The organism is bacterium 336/3 (assembly GCA_001281695.1).
GTDB lineage: Bacteria > Bacteroidota > Bacteroidia > Cytophagales > Thermonemataceae > Raineya.
Map to the genome: position 1 here is coordinate 1275693 of LJIE01000001.1, position 20023 is coordinate 1295715.

Annotated in this window: 22 protein-coding genes and 1 pseudogene; 12 read left to right on the top strand and 11 right to left on the bottom strand. The window is 32.3% G+C overall.

What is annotated here, in order from left to right:
• Nucleotides 1–21 precede the first annotated feature (21 nt).
• From AD998_05980 to AD998_05995, 4 genes are all read left to right on the top strand, one after another.
• Complete coding sequence (locus AD998_05980) at nt 22–1752, top strand: hypothetical protein (protein KOY88077.1); 1731 nt, start codon at nt 22–24, stop codon at nt 1750–1752.
• 87 nt (nt 1753–1839) lie between these two features.
• On the top strand, nt 1840–2055 hold the full coding sequence (locus AD998_05985) for a dodecin (GenBank protein ID KOY88078.1): 216 nt from the start codon (nt 1840–1842) through the stop codon (nt 2053–2055).
• A gap of 66 nt (nt 2056–2121) precedes the next feature.
• Nucleotides 2122–2808, top strand: coding sequence for a hypothetical protein (locus tag AD998_05990; GenBank protein ID KOY85763.1), 687 nt, complete (start codon nt 2122–2124; stop codon nt 2806–2808).
• A gap of 79 nt (nt 2809–2887) precedes the next feature.
• On the top strand, nt 2888–5122 hold the full coding sequence (locus AD998_05995) for an MFS transporter (GenBank protein ID KOY85764.1): 2235 nt from the start codon (nt 2888–2890) through the stop codon (nt 5120–5122).
• Nucleotides 5123–5153: 31 nt separating this feature from the next.
• Here AD998_05995 and AD998_06000 read toward each other — a convergent pair whose 3' ends face one another.
• Genes AD998_06000 through AD998_06020 form a run of 5 tightly spaced genes read right to left on the bottom strand, consistent with a single transcriptional unit; the run spans nt 5154 to nt 8724 of the window.
• A complete protein-coding gene (locus AD998_06000; protein KOY85765.1) occupies nt 5154–5618 on the bottom strand; it encodes a hypothetical protein in 465 nt (154 codons plus the stop codon).
• A gap of 47 nt (nt 5619–5665) precedes the next feature.
• Nucleotides 5666–6100, bottom strand: coding sequence for a hypothetical protein (locus tag AD998_06005; protein KOY85766.1), 435 nt, complete (start codon nt 6098–6100; stop codon nt 5666–5668).
• 10 nt (nt 6101–6110) lie between these two features.
• Entirely contained in the window at nt 6111–6611 is a 501-nt protein-coding gene (locus AD998_06010; GenBank protein ID KOY85767.1) for a hypothetical protein, read from the bottom strand.
• Between the two features lie 42 nt (nt 6612–6653).
• Nucleotides 6654–7157 carry a hypothetical protein gene (locus tag AD998_06015; GenBank protein ID KOY85768.1) on the bottom strand — a complete coding sequence of 168 codons (504 nt, stop codon included), beginning with the start codon at nt 7155–7157 and terminating at the stop codon, nt 6654–6656.
• Between the two features lie 13 nt (nt 7158–7170).
• The gene (locus AD998_06020) at nt 7171–8724 is read right to left on the bottom strand and encodes a hypothetical protein (GenBank protein ID KOY85769.1); all 1554 of its coding nucleotides are present in this window, start codon (nt 8722–8724) and stop codon (nt 7171–7173) included.
• 153 nt (nt 8725–8877) lie between these two features.
• Here AD998_06020 and AD998_06025 point away from each other — a divergent pair, with 153 nt between their 5' ends.
• The gene (locus AD998_06025) at nt 8878–9291 is read left to right on the top strand and encodes a hypothetical protein (protein KOY85770.1); all 414 of its coding nucleotides are present in this window, start codon (nt 8878–8880) and stop codon (nt 9289–9291) included.
• Between the two features lie 28 nt (nt 9292–9319).
• Here AD998_06025 and AD998_06030 read toward each other — a convergent pair whose 3' ends face one another.
• From AD998_06030 to AD998_06055, 6 genes and pseudogenes are all read right to left on the bottom strand, one after another.
• Nucleotides 9320–9784 carry a hypothetical protein gene (locus tag AD998_06030; protein KOY85771.1) on the bottom strand — a complete coding sequence of 155 codons (465 nt, stop codon included), beginning with the start codon at nt 9782–9784 and terminating at the stop codon, nt 9320–9322.
• A 303-nt stretch (nt 9785–10087) separates the two neighbouring features.
• Nucleotides 10088–10333, bottom strand: a complete 246-nt coding sequence (locus tag AD998_06035) for a hypothetical protein (protein KOY85772.1) — start codon at nt 10331–10333, stop codon at nt 10088–10090.
• Nucleotides 10327–11085, bottom strand: coding sequence for a phenylalanyl-tRNA synthetase subunit alpha (locus tag AD998_06040; protein ID KOY85773.1), 759 nt, complete (start codon nt 11083–11085; stop codon nt 10327–10329). The genes AD998_06035 and AD998_06040 overlap by 7 nt, the downstream gene beginning before the upstream one ends.
• 184 nt (nt 11086–11269) lie before the next feature.
• A complete protein-coding gene (locus AD998_06045; GenBank protein KOY85774.1) occupies nt 11270–12070 on the bottom strand; it encodes a hypothetical protein in 801 nt (266 codons plus the stop codon).
• A 14-nt stretch (nt 12071–12084) separates the two neighbouring features.
• On the bottom strand, nt 12085–12771 hold the full coding sequence (locus tag AD998_06050; protein ID KOY85775.1) for a hypothetical protein: 687 nt from the start codon (nt 12769–12771) through the stop codon (nt 12085–12087).
• A gap of 2 nt (nt 12772–12773) precedes the next feature.
• Nucleotides 12774–13601, bottom strand: a pseudogene (locus AD998_06055) (hypothetical protein).
• A gap of 887 nt (nt 13602–14488) precedes the next feature.
• On the opposite strand from AD998_06055, the gene AD998_06060 reads away from it, so the two are divergent.
• The 7 genes from AD998_06060 to AD998_06090 are packed head-to-tail and all read left to right on the top strand — an operon-like array spanning nt 14489 to nt 20008.
• The gene (locus tag AD998_06060; GenBank protein KOY85776.1) at nt 14489–14953 is read left to right on the top strand and encodes a hypothetical protein; all 465 of its coding nucleotides are present in this window, start codon (nt 14489–14491) and stop codon (nt 14951–14953) included.
• A 21-nt stretch (nt 14954–14974) separates the two neighbouring features.
• On the top strand, nt 14975–15436 hold the full coding sequence (locus AD998_06065; protein ID KOY85777.1) for a hypothetical protein: 462 nt from the start codon (nt 14975–14977) through the stop codon (nt 15434–15436).
• A 2-nt stretch (nt 15437–15438) separates the two neighbouring features.
• Nucleotides 15439–15645 (top strand): hypothetical protein, encoded by a 207-nt coding sequence (locus AD998_06070; protein ID KOY85778.1) that lies wholly within the window; start codon nt 15439–15441, stop codon nt 15643–15645.
• The gene (locus tag AD998_06075) at nt 15635–16687 is read left to right on the top strand and encodes a hypothetical protein (protein KOY85779.1); all 1053 of its coding nucleotides are present in this window, start codon (nt 15635–15637) and stop codon (nt 16685–16687) included. The genes AD998_06070 and AD998_06075 overlap by 11 nt, the downstream gene beginning before the upstream one ends.
• Nucleotides 16688–16707: 20 nt before the next feature.
• Nucleotides 16708–17202: a hypothetical protein gene (locus tag AD998_06080; GenBank protein ID KOY85780.1), complete on the top strand. Its 495-nt coding sequence runs from the start codon at nt 16708–16710 to the stop codon at nt 17200–17202.
• Nucleotides 17203–17221: 19 nt separating this feature from the next.
• A complete protein-coding gene (locus AD998_06085; protein KOY85781.1) occupies nt 17222–19453 on the top strand; it encodes a hypothetical protein in 2232 nt (743 codons plus the stop codon).
• A gap of 45 nt (nt 19454–19498) precedes the next feature.
• Entirely contained in the window at nt 19499–20008 is a 510-nt protein-coding gene (locus AD998_06090) for a hypothetical protein (GenBank protein ID KOY85782.1), read from the top strand.
• Nucleotides 20009–20023: the final 15 nt, after the last annotated feature.

Sequence of the window (20023 nt, forward strand, 5' to 3'; positions counted from 1 at the left end):
GTATTCAAAAATGAAAAATATATGAAAACTTCACATTTAAAATTGACACGTACAAAATATCAGTTTCTTGTCGCCTTTATGCTAATAGCTTTTACTACAGTAGCTCAAACGCAAGAAATGTATTATTTTATTCCATTTAAAGATAAGCAAGGAGTTACATACTCTGTTGCAGAACCTCAAAATTTCTTGAGTAAAAAAGCTTTGGATAGACGAAAAAAACAGAATATAGAGGTTTCTTTGGAGGACTTACCTGTAAGTGCCAATTATGTTACCCAAATCAGAACACAAGGAGCTAAAATACACCAAATAACCAAATGGTTTAATGGAGTTGTAATTCTATGTAATGAAACAGTTTTGGGACAAATTAAAACTCTGAATTTTGTGAAGGCTGATGAAGTAAAGATGGTAAAAAGCAAACCCATAACAGAATCGGAAACACAAAAAGCGAGTAAAAGAACTTATAAATCAAGCAAAAAAACAACGGATTTTACCAAAGGTTTTGGCTTTGATAAAAATGATTATGGATATTCTTATACTCAAAATCAAATGTTAGGTGTTGATGAAATGCATAAAAAAGGTTTTTGGGGTGATGGAATGGTGATGGCTGTTTTTGATTCAGGCTTTAGTAATGCCGATAAACAAACCTATTTCAAACATCTTTTTGAAAATGGTCAGATTTTAGATACCTACGATTTTGTAATGAACGAAAAGTCTGTTTTTGAAGATGATGATCATGGCAGAATGGTGCTTTCATGTATTGCAGCTTATGAAAAAGGTAAAATTGTAGGAACAGCTCCCAAAGCTCAATTTTATTTGTTTAGAACTGAAGATGCTTCTACTGAATACATGATTGAAGAATACAATTGGCTTGCTGCTGCTGAAAGGGCAGATAGTTTGGGTGTAGATATGATTAGTTCTTCTTTGGGATATAATAGTTTTGATGATAAAAACACTAGTTATAAAACTGAGCAAATGGATGGAAAAACTTGTATTGCTACTCGTGCCGCTGAAATAGCAGCTCAAAAAGGTATTGTAGTGGTAAGTAGTGCAGGCAATGAAGGAGGTTCTGCATGGAATATCATTTCTTCACCTGCTGATGCAGCATCTATTTTAAGTATTGGAGCAGTAAATAGCAGAGGTAGTATCGTTTATTTTAGTTCTAGAGGCTATACTGCTGATGGACGTGTAAAGCCTGATGTACTTGCAATGGGTAGTAGTGCTACAGTTGGGGGAGATGATAGCGAAGTTTCATATTCAAGTGGAACGTCTTTTTCTTGCCCTATTACAGCAGGTTTAGTAGCAGGTTTTTGGCAGGCAAATCCACAACTTACAGCCAAACAAGTAGTAGAATACATCCGAAAATCTGGAAATCAATATACAAAGCCAGATAATACGTATGGTTATGGAATAGTAAGCTTTGTAAGGGCAGATTATCTTGCCAAAAAAGAAACGACTACTGATGGTATTATGACAGGACAAAACCCTAACGAATTTAAACTATACCCCAACCCATATAAGCCTGAAAACAAAGAAACAATTCCTGCTATTGCTTGGGGGGCTAATTATAGAGGAAAAGATATAGAAGTAAAGGTATATGACTCAAAATCGAAATTAATAGCTCAAACTCGTTTGAAACAAGTAGGTAAAGAAACAATCCTCGAAGATTTTAAAAATTTACCAAGAGGTGAGTATATTTTAACTGTGAGCCCCAACTTAAGCCAACAGCCATCATTAAGGTTAGTTGTTGAGTAAATTTATTATGAAATAAATTTGGTTTTTATTTGGAAATTTCTAAATTGAAACTATTAAAGTATATTTTGTACTAAACCTTAAATGCTTATGGGAATTGTAAAAGTAATAGAAGTCATTGCCACATCTCCAAAAAGTTTTGAAGATGCTGTAAAAAATGCAGTGGAAGAAGTTTCTAAAACTATCAGAAATGTGGATTCTGTTTACATTAAAGATCAAAAAGCTCATGTAAAAGATGGTAAAATAACTTCTTATGGGGTTATTTGCAATGTTTCTTTCAGATTGGATAATTCTAAAGACGATTAATGAAATTTAAAACTTAAAAATAAAATCCCTTTTTGTAAAAAGAAGGGATTTTATAACTTATATACCATGCTTCCTGTATCAAACTCTATATACATTACTTTTTTTATAGCAACATTTACTTGTATCACTTTTTTCTTCTTTTCAATAGAAAACAGATCAAAAGCGAGAAATTTTATATTATTTGCGATTACTTGGCTTGCTATTCAGGCTTTATTGACATTGCAAGGTGTTTATTATACAAATACAAACACTATTCCCCCAAGAATTATTCTTTTTGGAGTATTTCCTCTTGTTATTTTGATTTTCTATCTGTTTTTTAGTAAAAAAGGAAGAGAATTTATGGATAATCTTTCTTTAGAATTTCTAACACGCTTACATATTATCCGAATACCTGTAGAAATAGCTTTGTATCAGTTATATTTAGAAAAAAAAATACCCCAACTCATGACTTTTGAAGGCAGAAACTTCGATATTTTGGCGGGGATTACAGCTCCTATAATGGCTTATTTAGTATTTAAAAAGAAGATATTATCAAATAAAATACTCTTAGTATGGAATATTATTTGTTTAGGCTTACTTATAAACATAGTAGTTAATGCCATACTTTCTGCTCCTTCACCATTTCAAAAATTCGCTTTTGAGCAACCCAATGTAGCCATTTTATATTTTCCGATTAGTTGGTTGCCTACACTAGTAGTACCATTGGTACTTTTTAGTCATTTGGTATCCATTAGAAAATTATGGACTAAATAAATAGTCTATTTGGAATTATAAAATAAACTCTTTACATTAAAAGGAGGTTTATATAAAAGAATAGAAAAAATGAATATCTATGATAGAATTGAGTCCTGAAGAATTAGAATTAGAAAAACAAGAGATTTTAAAAAGATACCGTAAATTATTACGTTTGGCGAAGCCTTTTCTGAAAGATAATGATGCTAAACTTATCAAAAAAGCATTCAGCCTTTCGGCAGAAGCTCATAAAGATATGCGTAGAAAATCGGGTGAACCTTATATTTATCATCCGTTGGCAGTAGCTCAAATTTGTGTAGAAGAAATAGGTTTGGGAACGACTTCCATTGTTGCTGCCTTATTGCATGATGTGGTAGAAGATACACATATTGAGTTAAGTTATATCGAAAAAGAGTTTGGGCATAAAGTGGCTCAAATTATAGACGGATTAACTAAAATTGCAGGTGTTACTGACCAAACCTCTTCTATGCAAGCAGAAAACTTTAAAAAAGTTTTACTGACACTCTCCGAAGATGTACGAGTGATACTCATTAAGATAGCTGATAGACTCCATAATATGCGTACGTTGGAGGATATGCCTCGCAATAAACAACTCAAAATTTCCTCTGAAACGAGCTATATTTATGCTCCTTTGGCTCACCGTTTAGGACTTTATACCATCAAATCAGAATTAGAGGATTTATATTTAAAATATACAGAAAGAGAAGTTTATGATGAAATAGCCAGAAAACTTCAGTCTACAAAAGCTGCCAGAGATAAATTCATCAAAGATTTTATTTCTCCTATAGAAAAATCACTTACACAAGAAAAGTTTGAGTTTGTTATCAAAGGAAGACCAAAATCTATTCATTCTATTTATAATAAAATGAAAAAGCAACAAATCCCCTTTGAGAAAATCTATGATTTGTTTGCTATCAGAATTATTTTGGATGAAATCAAATATGATGATGAAAAATCAGCTTGTTGGAAGGTTTATTCCATTATTACAGATTATTATCGTCCAAGCCCTGAACGTTTGAGAGACTGGATTAGCAATTCAAGAGCAAACGGCTACGAATCGTTGCATACAACCGTCATGAGTACTACAGGGCAGTGGGTAGAAGTACAAATACGTACTCGTAGAATGGATGATATTGCTGAAAAAGGCTATGCTGCTCATTGGAAATACAAAGAAACTGGAGCAAATAAAGGTACATCTCACGAAAGTGGACTCGAAATTTGGATGAACAAAGTTCGGGATATGCTAGAAAATAATAATACTTCAGCAATCGAGTTTTTAGATGAATTCAGAAGTAATTTATTTAATGATGAGGTATTTATTTTTACCCCTAAAGGAGATTTAAAAGTACTTCCTTTGGGTTCTACGGCTCTTGACTTTGCTTTTGAGATTCATTCGGAAGTAGGACAAAAATGTATTGGAGCAAAAGTAAATAACAAACTCGTCCCTATTAGTTATAAACTACAAAATGGCGACCAGATTGAAATCTTGACCTCTTCTAAACAAACACCTAGCGAAGATTGGCTTCGTTTGGTGGCTACCTCCAAAGCCAAAGCCAAAATTAGAGAATCTTTAAGAGATGAAAAAAGGCAGTTTATCAGAAAAGGAAAAGAAGTTGTTGATAAGAAAATGCAACAATACAGTATAGAAGTCAATGATAATGTATATAATGATATTCGAGCCCTTTTTAATGACAAATCGGTGGCTGATATGTTCTATCGTTTTGGGAAAGGTTATATACAGCCTACTGAACTCAAACAATACAAAGAAATTGTTGCAAAACGTAGAAGTAGCTCCAGAGAAAATATCAAAGATGTAAAAGGTTTTGAAAAAGTAGTACAAAAAATCCATAGCCCCGAAAATAAAGATGTACTCTTGATTGGTGAGGATATGGATAAAATAGACTATAAATTGGCTTCTTGTTGTAATCCTATCCCTGGTGATGATGTTTTTGGATTTGTAACAGTTACAGAAGGCATTAAAATACATAGAACCAATTGCCCCAATGCCACAGAACTCATGTCGCATTATGGACATAGAATCCTCAAGGCTCAATGGGCTTCAAAAATGGAGGAATCTTATATTGTGGGCTTACGCATTACAGGTACTGATAGAGTAGGGATTATCAATGATGTAACCCGTATTATTTCTAATGAACTCAAAGTAAATATGCGTTCATTGGCTTTTGATACTATTGAAAATGTATTTGAAGGAAATTGTACAGTGTTAGTTCATGATACAAAACACCTCAATATGCTCATTGAGCAATTGCAAGGCATACAAGGTGTTGAACAAGTTGTTCGATATGATTCTTAAAAAAAGCCCTCATTTTATGAGGGCTTTTGATTTATCTATTTTTAGACCAATAATAAAGTTTTACCTCAATAATTTTATACTTACTTGTTTGTCTTGGGTTTGGAGAATCTAAGTCTATAATATAGATTTTAGTGAAACTATCTATGTAAGGCCATCTTGCATAAAAGTCTTTTGGACTCAAAATATCCCTTAATTGAGCATTGGTGATTGCTACACTATTATAAGGAGCAAGTTCTGTATAACCAAAGTATTCTTTATTTAGTGTATATAGGCTAACATCAAAGGTGAATAAATACAAATCTTGCCATTCTAAATTACTTCTATCAGCTTTCCATACTTGACATTCTGTAAATGAATGTTCTCCATTTAAAGTTGGACTCTGTCCAAACTTTAAAAATAAAGTATTGGGCGTATTGGGGTCAGGTACGGTTATATTTTGGGCTTGGCTATTGATTGTAGTAAACACAACCACTAATAATAATAATATCTTTTTCATAATCTTTTAAACAAAAACCCTCTATTATAGAGGTTTTTTTGTTTGTTTTAACGACTTGTAATATTACGTACTTGATAAATACGAGCCTTGTTATTGGGTAATATTTCTACTACAAACAATTTTTGTTCTCGCTCCAAATCCATAAAAAACTTAATCTCCTCACTATGACTTTTAGGACGAAGCATTTCCAATACTTGCTCATCTGTTTTAACCCCATAACTTGCCAATTGGCTCTGGTTGATTTCTATGTAGTTGCGTTTATTGATAGTGGCAACCGTTAAAGGTACATTATCACATGGAATTCTCATAAATCCAAATATATCTTCATCTAATGATTTATCTTCATAATTCCAGTGAGCATTTACATTTTTATATTGATTAGAATTATTTTCTTGATAAATTAAATATAAAGGTGTTACATTTTGAGCTAAAGCTAAATTGCATAACAACAAATACACACTAATAAATAATATCTTTTTCATAGATTAGTGTTTAAAAAGCACTCCCATAATACGTTTCACCACTGTTCCCACAATGCCATACATCTATATGGTCAAAATAACTATAAGGAAGAACTCCCACAATTTTATATTCTTTTTTTTCTTTAGATTCTTCTAAATCTATCATAAAAATATGTAAAAAACCATCTAAATATCTTCTTATGTCATAATATGCAAGCTTGGATAAGGTTTTTCTCAATGCTTCGGCGTCTATGGCTCTTTGATAATAAACTGATGATGAATCAATGGTTAAAAATTGAGCTTTGGGGGCATAAAGCTCAACATCTGAATGCCATTGGTCTGTATCAAAAAAATATCCTATTCTATTCTCTGTTTCTTCTTTATATGGTACACGAACAGAAACATTAAAAATTTCTTGTTTATCTTCTTCACAACGAAACTTTAAAAATAACATATCTGAATATTGAGGGCGACTGTTTTTCATTTGACAGCCTACAAAACCAATCCAAATAATCAAAAAAAATACTTTCATAGTTTTAAACTTTAAAAGCCCTCGCAAATGAGGGCTTTATTCTTATTTCTTACTTTTTTTTTCTTTATTACCTATTTGCCCCTCAAAGGAGATTTTAAAAGTATCTCTTGCCCAAGGATTAGAAGCTACAAATTGATGTGTGTAAATTAAAATTACTCCATAACCTCCACTTGCTCCATAAAATGTAGTTAACTCAAAATTATTCGCTGTAGTTATATAATTAACACCTGCAATTTGAGTCAATTGATAACTATTTATTTTAGAAAGTGCCTCTTGTTCTGAATTTGTTGAGCCTGGAAAACTTACATATTCATTGTCAATAATTACTGCGGGTGATTTGAAGTAACTCATTGCATAAGATTTATGAGGGTTTGTACCTGTCAGACCAGGACCAGACTTAACAGAAGAATGTAAACCTTCATTAATTGTTTCAGGAAAATATTGTTGTCTTATTTCCTGTATTTTATACCACAAAGTAGAGTTTTGTGCTTGTGTATGTATAGATAAAAACACAATATACACAAATAATAATAATAGCTTTTTCATAATAGTTTATAGTTTAAGGTTTAACAAAAATATCAGTAGGATTAGTTGCATTTTGCAGGGTTGTACCCTCAGGTTTGGTTTTTATTGTAATTTGAGTTGTTGGGATTGAGTTATATATCCCAGAAGCCAATACAGTTGTGTTATTTACTACAAAATTAGGTGCTGGCTTGCCTAAAAAGTCAATTTTTCCGTTATCATGAAAATTAACCATCAGTATATATTGTATTTTATATGCGTCTACTTCATCTTGTAAATCATATAAAACGCCTCCTTTACCTTTTCCTTCACTATCAGGTGTTTTTGAGTAGGATAATTTGCCAGTTTCAAATTGTCCTACATGTCTCATTTCATGAGCTTTTAAACCTAAAACAACAGCAGCAGTAATTCCAACATTTTGAGGAAAAGCAACCACTATTTTATTATTTGCTATGTCATAATAGGTTTCTCCTTGTGGTATGTATTTACCATTTACATCTACTTCAGGAGGCATAGATTTAAAAAAATATTTATAAGTAGATTTTTCTATAAGTTTAATATCCTTTTCAGCCTGCTCATAAGCATCAAGTTTTTTTCTCATAAATGAAACCATAGCTTGAACTTGAGGGTTTTCAGAAGTTGAAAAAGTGTTAATATATTCTTTTGTTCCTGTCAAACCAGCAGAGATGTAAGTTTTATATTCTTTATAAATTCCTTCAGGGTCTTCGATATGGTCAGGCGTAAAGTTTGGGTCTAAGGGTTGGTCTTGTCCATTATCTCCACCACCATTACCAGTTTGTCCACTGCCAGGAGGGTTATTAGGGTCAGAGGGAGGTGTCCAAGGGCTACCACCACCATTAGGGCAGTTGTTTATAGGAGTTCCAAAACCTTGAAATGCACCAGGCATATCAGCACTACAAGGAGCAGGCTCTTGGAGATACTGAACATCAGAGCAACTCACTACTGCAACTAATTGATAACAGCCAGGGGAATCGCTACCACTTGTGGGTCTTAGGTTGGCTGTGGTGTTAGTTGTTTCTCCTTTCCAAGAACCACTTTCAATTTGAGGTGTATATCCTGCATCAAATACCAAAATTTTAGCGTCTGTTCTTGTTTGTATTTCTTCAAATACATTGGCAATAATTTGGTACTTTTGAGAAGCTACTGTATGCTTGAGGGTTACAAGCTCTACAATATTGGCTTTCACTACTTGGTTTTGAGTATTTAACTCAATTCTTAATCTACGAATGTAGTACAAATTGTTGTAATCTACTTTCATGTTTCTGCTTATTGGTGTAATCAGCACCTTATTTCCGTTCAAGAGTGTTACTTGCTCTGTTTTACTCCAAATAGGTTGAAAGGTTCTAAAGACAGGATAAGCCCACAAATTGATTCGGTTGTCTCTTGCTCCAAGACTTACCTCTACTGTTTTGGTAAGGGCTACGCTTTGGGCGTTTTCAAAATAAGTTTTGGCTTGTTCTATCACATCAGGATTGATGTTAGTTGTTTGTGGGCGGAGTTCTTGGGTTCGAGGTTTGCAACCAAACACCAATACACTTAGCAACAGCGTTGCTAAAAAATGTGTTTTCATTGAAATTAGTTAAGGTTTAAGTTTTATAGTATAAAGGTGTACCTCCAACGTTTGAGGCTTTTAATAAGTATTTGCTAGATTTTCGACAAAAATAATACCTAAAGTCTTAGATGCTTATTCAAATTTGAATAATTTTACAGAAAACTTACAAATATGCTCGAATCTGCTCAAAAACTTAAAAAATTAAGAGAAAAATATGGCTATACGCAAGAGCAATTAGCCGATTTCTTGCAGGTATCACAAAGCTCGTACAGCCGTCTGGAAACAGGCGAAGGCAAACTAAACTTAGAACAAATAGATAAACTTGCCGAAGCCTACGAAATGGATATTGTAAGTTTTTTGCATTACCTCACTGATGACAAAAGATTTAATGTAAATCATTCAGGGGACAATAATAATACAGATAATGAAATTAATAGTAATAATAGTAATTATGCTGAAAATATTACTATCAATAATCAATACTCTTTAAGCAAAGAAGAAAGAGAACTCTATCAAAAGCAGATAGAAAAATTGGAAACAGAAATAGCATTTTTGAGAGAGATGCTCAAAGATAAATTGAAGTAAAAAAAGGAGCTTTTAGCCCCTTTTGTAATTAAGTTGTTTTTTTGGTTTTGCCTTGCCCCTTAAAACGTTGTTGAAGTTGCTCGGAAACGGTTTTAAGCCCTGCCTGCGACTTAGCAGCCGTTTTTACATACTCATAAACTGTCAAAGAGGCTTTCATGGCTTCGTTACCTACGGCAGTAGTCGTGTCGTTGAGTTTTTCATTGAGTGTATTGAGGAGTAAACGAAGCTCCGAAAGTTGTTCAAACAGTTTGCTATCTTTGGCAAGCTCACCAGCATCAAAGCCCGAAGGTAATATTTGGGGGTAGTTTTGAGCTACATTGTTACAATCTTTTACAAAATCTACACTTTTCGAGCCTAATTTAACCAAAGACTTTTTCTCGTCTGTGGTAAGTGCTACTAAAAAGGGTAACGCTGTTGAAATAGATTCAATAGCTTGTTTAATTTTCTTGATTTCGTCTCCTGAAACCGTTTGTGAAATATTTTGATAAGCCATAATAATAGAGGTTTAGTTGATTATATATGTTTTTATCAAAATATGTACCAAATTCACTTCATTGGTTATACAAATTTGGTAGTCAGGTATATATTTTTAGTAGTTAGTTATATAAATTTAATAACGAGTTATATATTTTTAGTAACTGGCTACATAAATTTAATAGTCAGCTATATAATTTTAGTAACTGACTACATAGATTTAGTAGTTGGTTACATAAATTTGGTAGTCAGTTATTTATTTTTAGTAACTGGTTACATAAATTTAGTAGTCAGTTATATAATTTTGGTAATCATAACACTATCAAAGATAATGTTGAATTATATCTTCTAAACCATCTTCATGTTCGTGTAAAATTGTTTTAGATACAACTAAATCAATTTTTTGCTCTATTTCTTTTTCAGAATTTAATTGATTTAAAAAGTCAGGTGATACCTCTCTTTCAAAGAAATAGAAATAAATATCTTCTTTTATGGAATCACTATAACTATCATTTTTTGTGAGTAGATAGTTTTCTAAAAAGGCTACTTTTTGTTCATAACTTAACATATATCATCTATTAGTTGATATTCAATGATGTTTTTTGCAGGTCTATCTTCTTTTCTAAATTTTAAGTTTTGGGCAGGATTCTCTACTGTTACAAAAGTAGGAGCATCATTAAGATTTAAAACTACTGTTACAACATAATCATTTTGGAACTCTTGAGCTTTTATAAACTCTTTTTCAGTCATTCTGAATTTCCCTTTTTTTGCTCTAATGCCTTTTATATCCACTAAAAAAGTACGATTTATAACATCTAATTGGAAATCGTATCCATCTCCATACATTCTTGCATCTTCAATAATTCCACCTTTAAACTGCTCAATCTGATTGAAATTATGCATAAAGTAAAGTTCTGCTTCTAAACCTGTTTCTTGCATACTCCTAAACCTTGTTTTAGTAATAGGTTTTACTTTCACAAATAAATCTTTGATTCCATAATTATCTTGCAAGTATAGTTTTACAATATTTGCAAAACCTTTTACATCTTCATTGCCAAATAAGCTATCAATTAGTAATTTTCTATGAATATAAGCATCTCCTTTTTGCCACCATCCTTTTCTATCATTATCAAAAAAAGGGTCGAACAAGTCCATTCGATTTTTTATAGTGCCAACGGTTTCAGCAATGCCAATACTTACACAATATTCATAAAATGAAGTTTTAGTTTTAAACCCAAATTCTTTAATAAAATTATCATCAAATTTAGAAAGACCATATCCTAAAAGATTAAGAATTTCGTAATGTTCGTGCTTTGCCATGATTTAAAGTAATCAGTTACAAACAAATCTAATAGTTTTTTCTATTTTAAGAAACTTCAAAATAAGAAAAATGATGTTAGGGGAGTAAACAAAAAAACGTCATTACGAGGCGAATGAAATGAGACGAAGTAATCTAAATCTATCATAATAAGATTGCTTCGTTACACTCGCAATGACATTCTGTTTATTTCAACAAATTCTCAAATTCTTGAGCGAAAGGGCTTGTTCTTAAATTGTTAAATCCACTGTCTTGTGCCATTTGAGGCTTTATTTGAGGAACAACAGTTAATATTTGGCGTAAAAGTTCCAAACACTCTTCATAGGAGTGTAATGCACTATGACAAGTAGCCATTCCTAAAGCTGCATGAATGCCATATTCGTGTGTGAGTTGTACTTGTTCATAAATGTTTTTATACAATGCTAAAGCATCTGTATAAGCATTCAGACCTACTAAAATATTACCTTTTTCTATGAAATAAAATGCGTTGGAACTGATTTCAATAGCTTTGTCTATGGCTTGCAAAGCACCATCCCATTTGGAAAGTAAAGGAAGTTGTAGATTTGTCAGAGCATTCATTTTCTCCGATACAGCCAAATAATAGTAAACTGTGTCCAAACGATTATCTTTTAAGCCAATTTCAATGGATTTTTTTATAGATTCAATAGCCTTAGGGTAGGTTCTTAAGTGAAAACTTGCCAAACCAACAAAAAAATGAGCATCTCCTTCATCATCTACAAACTCGTTTACTTTTTCAAAGGGTTCAATTACATTTTGCCAATCTTGTAGCTCCACATAACATTGTCCCAATACAAAATAAGGAAACATAAAGTTTGGTTCTTGAGCGATTACATTTTTGAAAGAAGCTATGGCTTCATCGTACATTTGATTTGCTTTGTGTTGTAGTCCTTGGCTATAAATTTCTTTGAGACTATCATTCAAATTTTTCCCTAAAATAATGTCCTCTGAGATATTGTGTTTTTTCATAATAATATCTGATTTTATCCAATTTTTAACAAAAAGCCTTTGCTATGTATATTTTCAATTTCAATAAGAGTGCTTTTGTCCAAACTTAAATATTTTCGGAGTTTGGTAATAAAAACATTCATACTTTGTTTGGTGAAGTAGTCATCATTTTTCCAAATTTTAATAAGAGCTTCTTCATGTGTCAAGATTTCTCCTTGTTTATCACAGAGTAGTTTGAGCAAATCGGCTTCTTTGGGGCTTAGTTTTTCTTCCTGATGATTTAAGTTTAAAATACGTTTTTCGTAGTCAAAACTAAAACTTCCTATTTGGTAGATTTTTTGTTCAGATGTTTTATCTGTTTTGAGTTGCAAAAGAGCGTTGAGTTTTAATAGTAAAATTTCAGGGTCAAAAGGTTTGATGAGATAGTCGGCAGCCCCTAATTTATAGCCTTGTACTTGGTCTTCTTTGAGAGCTTTAGCTGTTAAGAATACAAAAGGAACATTTTTTTTGCTTTTATGAATATTTTCGGCAACCGTAAAACCATCTGTATGGGGCATCATCACATCCAAAATACACAAATCAAAATCTTGAGCATGGAAGGCTTCTATGCCCAAATGCCCATTTTCACAGAGAACTACCTCAAAACTATTCATTTCTAAAAAAAACTTGAGCATCAAGCCAAAACTTGCATCATCTTCTACAAGTAAAATACGTTTTTTCATGTTTATGCTTTCAAGGGAAAAATGACCGTAAATGTACTTCCTTTGTCAATTTTGCTTTCCAAAGAAATACTACCCTGATGCTTTTCGACAACATCTTTCACATAACTCAAACCCAAACCAAACCCTTTTACATCATGTGTATTGCCTTGAGGTACTCTGTAAAATTTATCAAACACCATTGCCTGATTTTCTTTACTAATCCCAATACCTTTATCAGAAATTTTTATGATGATTTGATTGTTTTTGTTTTCTGTGCTAACGGCAATATCTATATTATTTTTAGAATATTTGATAGCATTGTCCAATAAATTGGAAATCACGTTGGAAATATGAAAGCTATCGCCTATAATTTGGTCGTGGGTAGCATGGAGTATTTTTGTGATATTTCCTCCATTTTTTACTTTCATTTCGTAAGCACCAACAAGGTTTTCAATGATGCTGTGTAAATGAATATCCTCTTTCTTGAGGTCTAAACTTTTATTATCCAAAATAGCAGCCTGTAATATCTTTTCTACCTGAGAGTTTAGGCGTTTGTTTTCATCTTTAATTACTTTAACAAGCTGTTTGATTTTTTCAGGGTCTTTGAGTACCTGTTCATGTTCAATATTGGCAAGAGCAAACGAAATGGTGGCAATAGGTGTTTTGAGTTCGTGGCTTACATTATTGATGAAATCATTCTTGAGATTGGATAGTTTGTGTTGTTTTACCAAAATCTTTGAACCTAAAATAAAACAAAACAAAGCAATCGTAATGAGCAAAAGGGCTGCTAAGATGTTTGGTACAAGAGATTTTAAGATAAATTGTTTTTCTTGAGGAAAAACAATTCTGATTTCCTCTTTTTCTGAGAATGGAATTTTATGTTTGGTCTCATTAAATGCAAGAGAATCAGAGATGTTTTTTAACAAAGAATATTTTTTGCTTTGAGTATTAAAGAAAGCTATTTTTACATCAGTATTGATATTATTTTTTTTGAGATGAGCTTTCAATAATGAATCCAAGGGGAAAACCTTTGCAATACTTATATCTTGCTTCTCACAATCCAAACAATACTGAATGCTTCTAAACAAATAAAACTCCTTCAAACGCTTATTATCCTTTCGGCGTGTAGTTTCTAACTCTTGTTTAAAACGCAAAAATTGCTCTTTTCTAATTTTAGGCAAAAGTGTATCAGGCTTAAAATTTAACAATGGATAGTTTTGAACTGTTTGGGCAGTCATGAAAACAAAACTACTATCTGTATTAAAATACAAATCGTTAAAACTCTTTTTGTTTTCTGTATTAGACGTATGACTATTCCATAGAGCAAAAACTTGCTGGGCTTGTCCAACAGATTTTTTCACATCAAGATCAAAGTTCTCTTTTGCTCGTTGATATTGTTTCCCCAAAGTTCCTACTTGTAACCCAAAAATAAGACCAGCAGGAAGAGCCAGTAAATAAATAATGATATGGTAAACTGATTTTTTCATGAAGTAAAGATAAAAATTGCTTGTAAAAGAGCCTAATATCTTATGGTTCTGATAAGTAATTTTAAGTTTTTATTAAGTTTTGAAAAACATCCAAAATGCTTATAATCATATATTTATATTGAATGTTGTAAGAATTTTTATAAAAACGATACCTTTTTTTTAAGTTTTCCTTGAAAGTCATTTAAGGCTTCATTCATAAAGATTCTGAATGGAATCCAGTTATTTTGAAACAGAATCTAAACAGAAATCTTATGAAACTCAAGAAAAACTTATTCGTTGTAATACTAACTGTCGTAGTATTTTTTGTAGGTAGTCCAATTGTTAAAGGACAAAATGCCCAGAAGAATGTACAAGCTAACATTGTGGGTAAATGGAAGATTGATAAAAGTAGCATAGCTGGGTTAGTAGATGATATCATTGAAAAGACAAGAAAACAAGATGCTACACAAGCAGATGCACTATCTCAACAAAGAGAATTAGTTGAGCAAACAGTAGGTGAGAGTTTAGTAGAATATAAAGCAGATAATATATACACTATTGATATACCTGGAAGACCACAAGCTACTGGCAAATGGAAAATTAGTGATGATGGTAAAAAAATAATACGCACAGACAATGCAGGAAAGGAAATTATTAATGAGGTTGTAGAAAGTACAAAAACAAAATTAGTGGTGATTAATACTGATAAAAGGAAAGTTATCTACAATCTACAATAACCATATCTAAATATAGGTTTTATGAAACTTAAAAAAATATTATTCTTCTTCATCCTACTCATTATAGGTTTTTTTGTAGGAGCCATGATTGCCAAAGCCCAAAATACTCAAAAAATCCATAAACCGACTATTGTAGGTAAATGGATAGTAGATAAAAGTGTTTTGCCTGAAATGGTGGATGAAATCATTGCCGAAGTAAAGAAGCAAGATACTCAACAAGCTGAACAATTAGCTTCTCAAAGAGAATTTCTTGAGCAAATGCTTCTAGATGTAGTTTTGGAATACAAGGCAGATTATACATTCTACATCGATGTTCCTAACAACCCTCAGTCAGGTACTTGGAAAATCAGTGAAGATGGTAAGAAAATCATCAGGAAAGATATACAAGGTAAAGAAAGTATTAGTGAAATCGTAGAATTAACAACTAAAAAAATGGTTGTAATGAACGAAGAAAAAAAGAAACGCATTTATAACGCACTATAACTATGAAATGGAAATTTTCTAAACCCCACCCAGCAGAAGTAGGTGCAGGCATAGGTTTAATGGTAGTTTGTATTACAGCCATGATTCTTGATAAATCCTTAGTACCTTTTGCTTTGATGTTCAATTCATTTGGATTATTACTTGCAACGGGCGTTTTCTCAGAAAATAAAAACGTTAAAAAATGTAAAACAAAAACCTATGAAAAATAAACTGATTGTACTTTTTTCGTTGCTAATCAGCATTACAAATGCTCAAACTTGGCAAAAATTAACAACAGAACCTTATGCAGGAAAGCAAGATGATATTTGTTTTATTGATGAAAACAAAGGCTGGTATATCAATGGTTATGGAAAAATTTATAAAACCAGTGATGGAGGTAAAAATTGGGAGAAACAAATTGAGAAAAAGGGTACATTCTTTCGTTGTGTGGCTTTTTTGGATAGTCTCAAAGGCTTTGCAGGTACAGTAGGTACAGACTATTTCCCGAATGTAACAGACACCATTCCCCTCTACAAAACGAAAGATGGTGGTAAAACATGGGAGCCTGTGGTTTATAAAGGAGCTTATGTAAAAGGTTTGTGTGCTATTGATATTGTAAAAGAGCAATATATCAATCATGGAAAAATAGACTATAAATACCATATCTATGCTGTGGGGCGTGTAGGTAGCCCTGCCATGATGATGGTTTCGCATGATAATGGCGAAACTTTTGAGTCTTCAAGCTTAGATGCAAATGCCAAAATGCTTTTCGATATCAAAATGTTTAATAAAAAAGAGGGCTTTGCTTGTGCAACTACTGATGCCGACATAGCTAAATCCAATGCTCTTATTTTGCAAACCAAAGATGGAGGTAAAACTTGGAAAAAAGTTTACCAATCTGATAGACCCTACGAAACAACTTGGAAAGCATCGTTTCCAAGCCAAAAAGTAGGCTATGTAACTATTCAGAGCTATAATCCAGATACAACCGTCAAACAACAAAGAATTGCAAAAACCATAGATGGCGGAAAAACTTGGAAAGAAATTAATCTTTGTCAAGACTCAAAAGCTCGTGAATTTGGAATAGGCTTTTTAGATGAAAATACAGGCTATGTAGGAACCGTAAGAAGTGGCTATAAAACCACAGATGGAGGCAAAAATTGGGAAAAGATAGATTTAGGAATGGCTTGTAACAAAATTAGAATATATAAAGAAAAAGATAAAACCTATGGTTATGCTATTGGGGTGAATGTTTTCAAATTAATATATTAACCTTTAAAACAGCTAAAATTATGGAACTCTCAAAAAAATGGGAAAAATTAAAAAATAATGAATATGTCTTTAGAGTAAATGACTTAACAAAAGGGATATTGACTCTTGAGTGGAGTGGCTTACAAAACATAGCCAATGCTGTGATCAATAATGAAATATATGTGATTAGGAGGAAAGGTTTTTGGAAAAATAAAATCCAAATAGAAAATAACAATGGAAGAGTTGTTTTGGAGGTAGATGTTGAAAAATGGTATTCTAATGATTGGATAGTTGATTATGAAGGCAGAAAGTATCGTTTAGAAATCCGTAATAACCCATTGGCTGAGTATGTCATTTTTGAAGGTGAGCAAGAACTTATTGCTTATGGATTGCATACACAAAATAATCAAATAAGTACAAAAATAACAACTCAAAGAGAAGTACCCATTTTATTCGATTTTCTGCTCTTCTATCTATTTCATTCTATTTCTACTGAAAGTGGTGCAGATACTACATTTTTAACCATGATTGCATAATTTTAACCATCTAGATTATATGAAAAAAGTTTTTAAAATAACCAGCCTTATTTTGTTTTTTGTTGGTAATCAGTGGCTGATGGCTCAAAAAATAAAAATCACAAAAGCAGATGACCTGCCTCGTCGATCAATAACGCTTAAGGGCAAAGCAACCGAAATTGTCAATGATGTAGCCCAACTCAATACACTTAACAATGCTTTTATCAAAAATCTTGAAGGAGATTTAGAAAAATACGAAATTACAGATAAAGCTACATTGAAGGCATACTATCAAACCATTATGATGGGCTATGTTTTCAAAAAAGATTATGACAAAGCCCTTACCTTTATACCCAAAATACAAGATTTGGAAGATAAGAAATCTGAAAAACTGACAACAGGGTTGTTTTTACAGGCTTATGCAAAAACATTAAAACAAAATTCAGACAAAAAATCTGAAGCATTTAAACAAACGTTTTCTAAAGAATACGCAACTCTTTGGAAAAACTTGCCTTACAACGAAATCAAAAATGAGTTGGAATCTGCAAGAGGAAGCTTGAGTATTTTTAATCCAAATTTAATTACTTCCAGTTTAGAAAGTCAAATTCAGCCTTTTTTAGACAATAATAAAAATGTAGTACCTGAAAGCGTTGTATCAAGTTTTACAGGAATTCGTTTTGTCTTGGACGAAAGAGCTGCTCTTGTTCCTGAAATGCTCAAGGTTTTGAATGAAATTTATGAAAAGAATAAAGTAAATGAAGTTAAAAAAGACATTTGGTCAGAACGTGATGTGACTTTAAGCACATCAGAAAAAGGTACATCGGTAGTAGTAGCTGTTTGGGATAGTGGCGTAGATGTCAATATTTTTCCAAAAAACGTTGTTTATCAAGATAAAAAAGGTAAAAATGGTGTAGGATATAGCTTGATAGAATATAAAAATGATGGTTTGTTGCTTGAAAACCCACAAGGAAAAATCAAAACAGATATTAAACGTTTACAACTGCTTACAAAAGGCTTCATGGACTTACAAGCAGGTATAGAAAGTCCTGAGGTAACAGAAGTTCGTAAAACCATGGCTAATTTAAAACCTGATCAAGTGAAAGATTTTCAAGAAGAATTGGGTTTTTATGGAAACTATGCACATGGAACGCATGTGGCAGGTATAACCATCAAAGACAATCCTTTTGCTCGTTTGCTGACTGCTCGTATGGGTTGGGACTATAAAACTTTGCCTCCTCCACATACCTTGGCTCATGCGAAATTTCAAGCAAATATGTATAAAGAGGTCATCAAATACTTCAAAGAAAATAATGTAAAAGTGGTGAATATGAGTTGGAGATATGGAGTATCTGCTTATGAAGGAATTCTTTCTTTGAATGGAGTAGGAAAGAATGATGAAGAACGTAAGAAAATGGCAAGAGAAATGTTTGAAATAGAGAAAAAAGCTTTGTACGAAGCATTTAAATCAGCTCCCGAAATCTTATTTATTTGTGGCTCTGGTAACGAAAACAACGATGCAGGCTTTGAAGAATACATTCCTGCTTCATTTCAAGGGCTTCCTAACCTGATAACCATAGGAGCTGTGGATAATGAAGGTAAAAAGACATCTTTTACTACAGAAGGAAAAAGCGTTAGATTCTATGCCAATGGTTTTGAAGTGGAAAGTTTTGTGCCTGGTGGCGATAAAGTAAAGTTCTCAGGAACATCTATGGCTTCGCCCAATGTGGCAAATCTTGCAGCAAAAATATTAGCCTTAAAACCTTCTCTAAGCCCTAAAGAAGTGATAGACTTGATTGAAAAAGGTTCTGATAATCTTCCTGAAAATCCATCTTTAAGACTTATCAATCCTAAAAAAACAATAGAAATACTGATAGGAAGCCCAAGAACTACAACCACCAATAATGTTACTCAGTTACTTCTAAAAAAATGGAAGCCTGATACCCAAACAGCAAATTTAATGGTGGAAGACTATATCAATGAACTCAAAAAACAAAATGCAGAACAAGCAAAACAAGTAGAAGGACAAAAAGCAATGCTTGTACAGGTTTTTTCACAAGTGAATTTGGAATACAAAGCTGATGGTTCTCTTGTTGTAACGATACCTAGTAGTCCAGCTCAAACAGGCTCTTGGAAACTTTCAGAAAATAATAAAAAATTGACAACCAATACAGCAGGGCAAGAAGATTATGAAATGATAGAAGAAATCACAAAAGATAAGATGGTAACAACTACCTCCAAAGGTAAAAAGTATGTGTATCTGTTAGCCAACTAAAGCACCATATTTAGCAAGCATAAAAAGACTTAAAAATATAAAAACATGATACGATTTACTTTCATTTTCGCAATTTTGTTGTTCTCTCAATCATTGTTTGGTCAAAAACAAACAACAAATGATAAACAGGAAATACAAAATGTATTAAACATCTTTATGGAGTGTCTCACAAAAAAAGACAGTACTAAATTTTATTCTTTATTTTATAATGAACCTGTAACTTGGGTTGGTATTTTTAAAGAAAAAACACAACAAGCCATACTAAAACAGAATAGTAAGACTCCAACTCATTTTATAAGTACTTACAAAGAGTTTTTTCGTGGAATTCTTCGCTTTACATCTTGTGAAGAAAAATTCTATAATGTAGAAATTATTGAAGATGGGAGAATTGCTTCTGTAACTTTTGATTATAGTTTTTGGGGAAACAAACAAAAACTAAATTGGGGTAAAGAAAGCTGGGGGCTTGTCAAAATTAATGAACAATGGAAAATAACAAGTGTGATTTTTTCTATGGATTATGAAAATATTAATCCTGAGCCAAGTACAAAAAAATAGAAGCTTTTATAAATA

Bases quoted from the DNA above. Each gene is read 5' to 3' on its own strand.
- AD998_06085 (KOY85781.1), top strand. From the start codon at position 17,222: ATGAAAAAAGTTTTTAAAATAACCAGCCTTATTTTGTTTTTTGTTGGT.
- AD998_06045 (KOY85774.1), bottom strand. From the start codon at position 12,070: ATGAAAAAACACAATATCTCAGAGGACATTATTTTAGGGAAAAATTTG.
- AD998_05985 (KOY88078.1), top strand. From the start codon at position 1,840: ATGGGAATTGTAAAAGTAATAGAAGTCATTGCCACATCTCCAAAAAGT.
- AD998_06035 (KOY85772.1), bottom strand. From the start codon at position 10,333: ATGTTAAGTTATGAACAAAAAGTAGCCTTTTTAGAAAACTATCTACTC.
- AD998_06000 (KOY85765.1), bottom strand. From the start codon at position 5,618: ATGAAAAAGATATTATTATTATTAGTGGTTGTGTTTACTACAATCAAT.
- AD998_06030 (KOY85771.1), bottom strand. From the start codon at position 9,784: ATGGCTTATCAAAATATTTCACAAACGGTTTCAGGAGACGAAATCAAG.
- AD998_06090 (KOY85782.1), top strand. From the start codon at position 19,499: ATGATACGATTTACTTTCATTTTCGCAATTTTGTTGTTCTCTCAATCA.
- AD998_06025 (KOY85770.1), top strand. From the start codon at position 8,878: ATGCTCGAATCTGCTCAAAAACTTAAAAAATTAAGAGAAAAATATGGC.
- AD998_05990 (KOY85763.1), top strand. From the start codon at position 2,122: ATGCTTCCTGTATCAAACTCTATATACATTACTTTTTTTATAGCAACA.
- AD998_06060 (KOY85776.1), top strand. From the start codon at position 14,489: ATGAAACTCAAGAAAAACTTATTCGTTGTAATACTAACTGTCGTAGTA.
- AD998_06020 (KOY85769.1), bottom strand. From the start codon at position 8,724: ATGAAAACACATTTTTTAGCAACGCTGTTGCTAAGTGTATTGGTGTTT.
- AD998_06065 (KOY85777.1), top strand. From the start codon at position 14,975: ATGAAACTTAAAAAAATATTATTCTTCTTCATCCTACTCATTATAGGT.
- AD998_06070 (KOY85778.1), top strand. From the start codon at position 15,439: ATGAAATGGAAATTTTCTAAACCCCACCCAGCAGAAGTAGGTGCAGGC.
- AD998_06075 (KOY85779.1), top strand. From the start codon at position 15,635: ATGAAAAATAAACTGATTGTACTTTTTTCGTTGCTAATCAGCATTACA.
- AD998_06040 (KOY85773.1), bottom strand. From the start codon at position 11,085: ATGGCAAAGCACGAACATTACGAAATTCTTAATCTTTTAGGATATGGT.
- AD998_06050 (KOY85775.1), bottom strand. From the start codon at position 12,771: ATGAAAAAACGTATTTTACTTGTAGAAGATGATGCAAGTTTTGGCTTG.
- AD998_05980 (KOY88077.1), top strand. From the start codon at position 22: ATGAAAACTTCACATTTAAAATTGACACGTACAAAATATCAGTTTCTT.
- AD998_06005 (KOY85766.1), bottom strand. From the start codon at position 6,100: ATGAAAAAGATATTATTTATTAGTGTGTATTTGTTGTTATGCAATTTA.
- AD998_06010 (KOY85767.1), bottom strand. From the start codon at position 6,611: ATGAAAGTATTTTTTTTGATTATTTGGATTGGTTTTGTAGGCTGTCAA.
- AD998_06080 (KOY85780.1), top strand. From the start codon at position 16,708: ATGGAACTCTCAAAAAAATGGGAAAAATTAAAAAATAATGAATATGTC.
- AD998_05995 (KOY85764.1), top strand. From the start codon at position 2,888: ATGATAGAATTGAGTCCTGAAGAATTAGAATTAGAAAAACAAGAGATT.
- AD998_06015 (KOY85768.1), bottom strand. From the start codon at position 7,157: ATGAAAAAGCTATTATTATTATTTGTGTATATTGTGTTTTTATCTATA.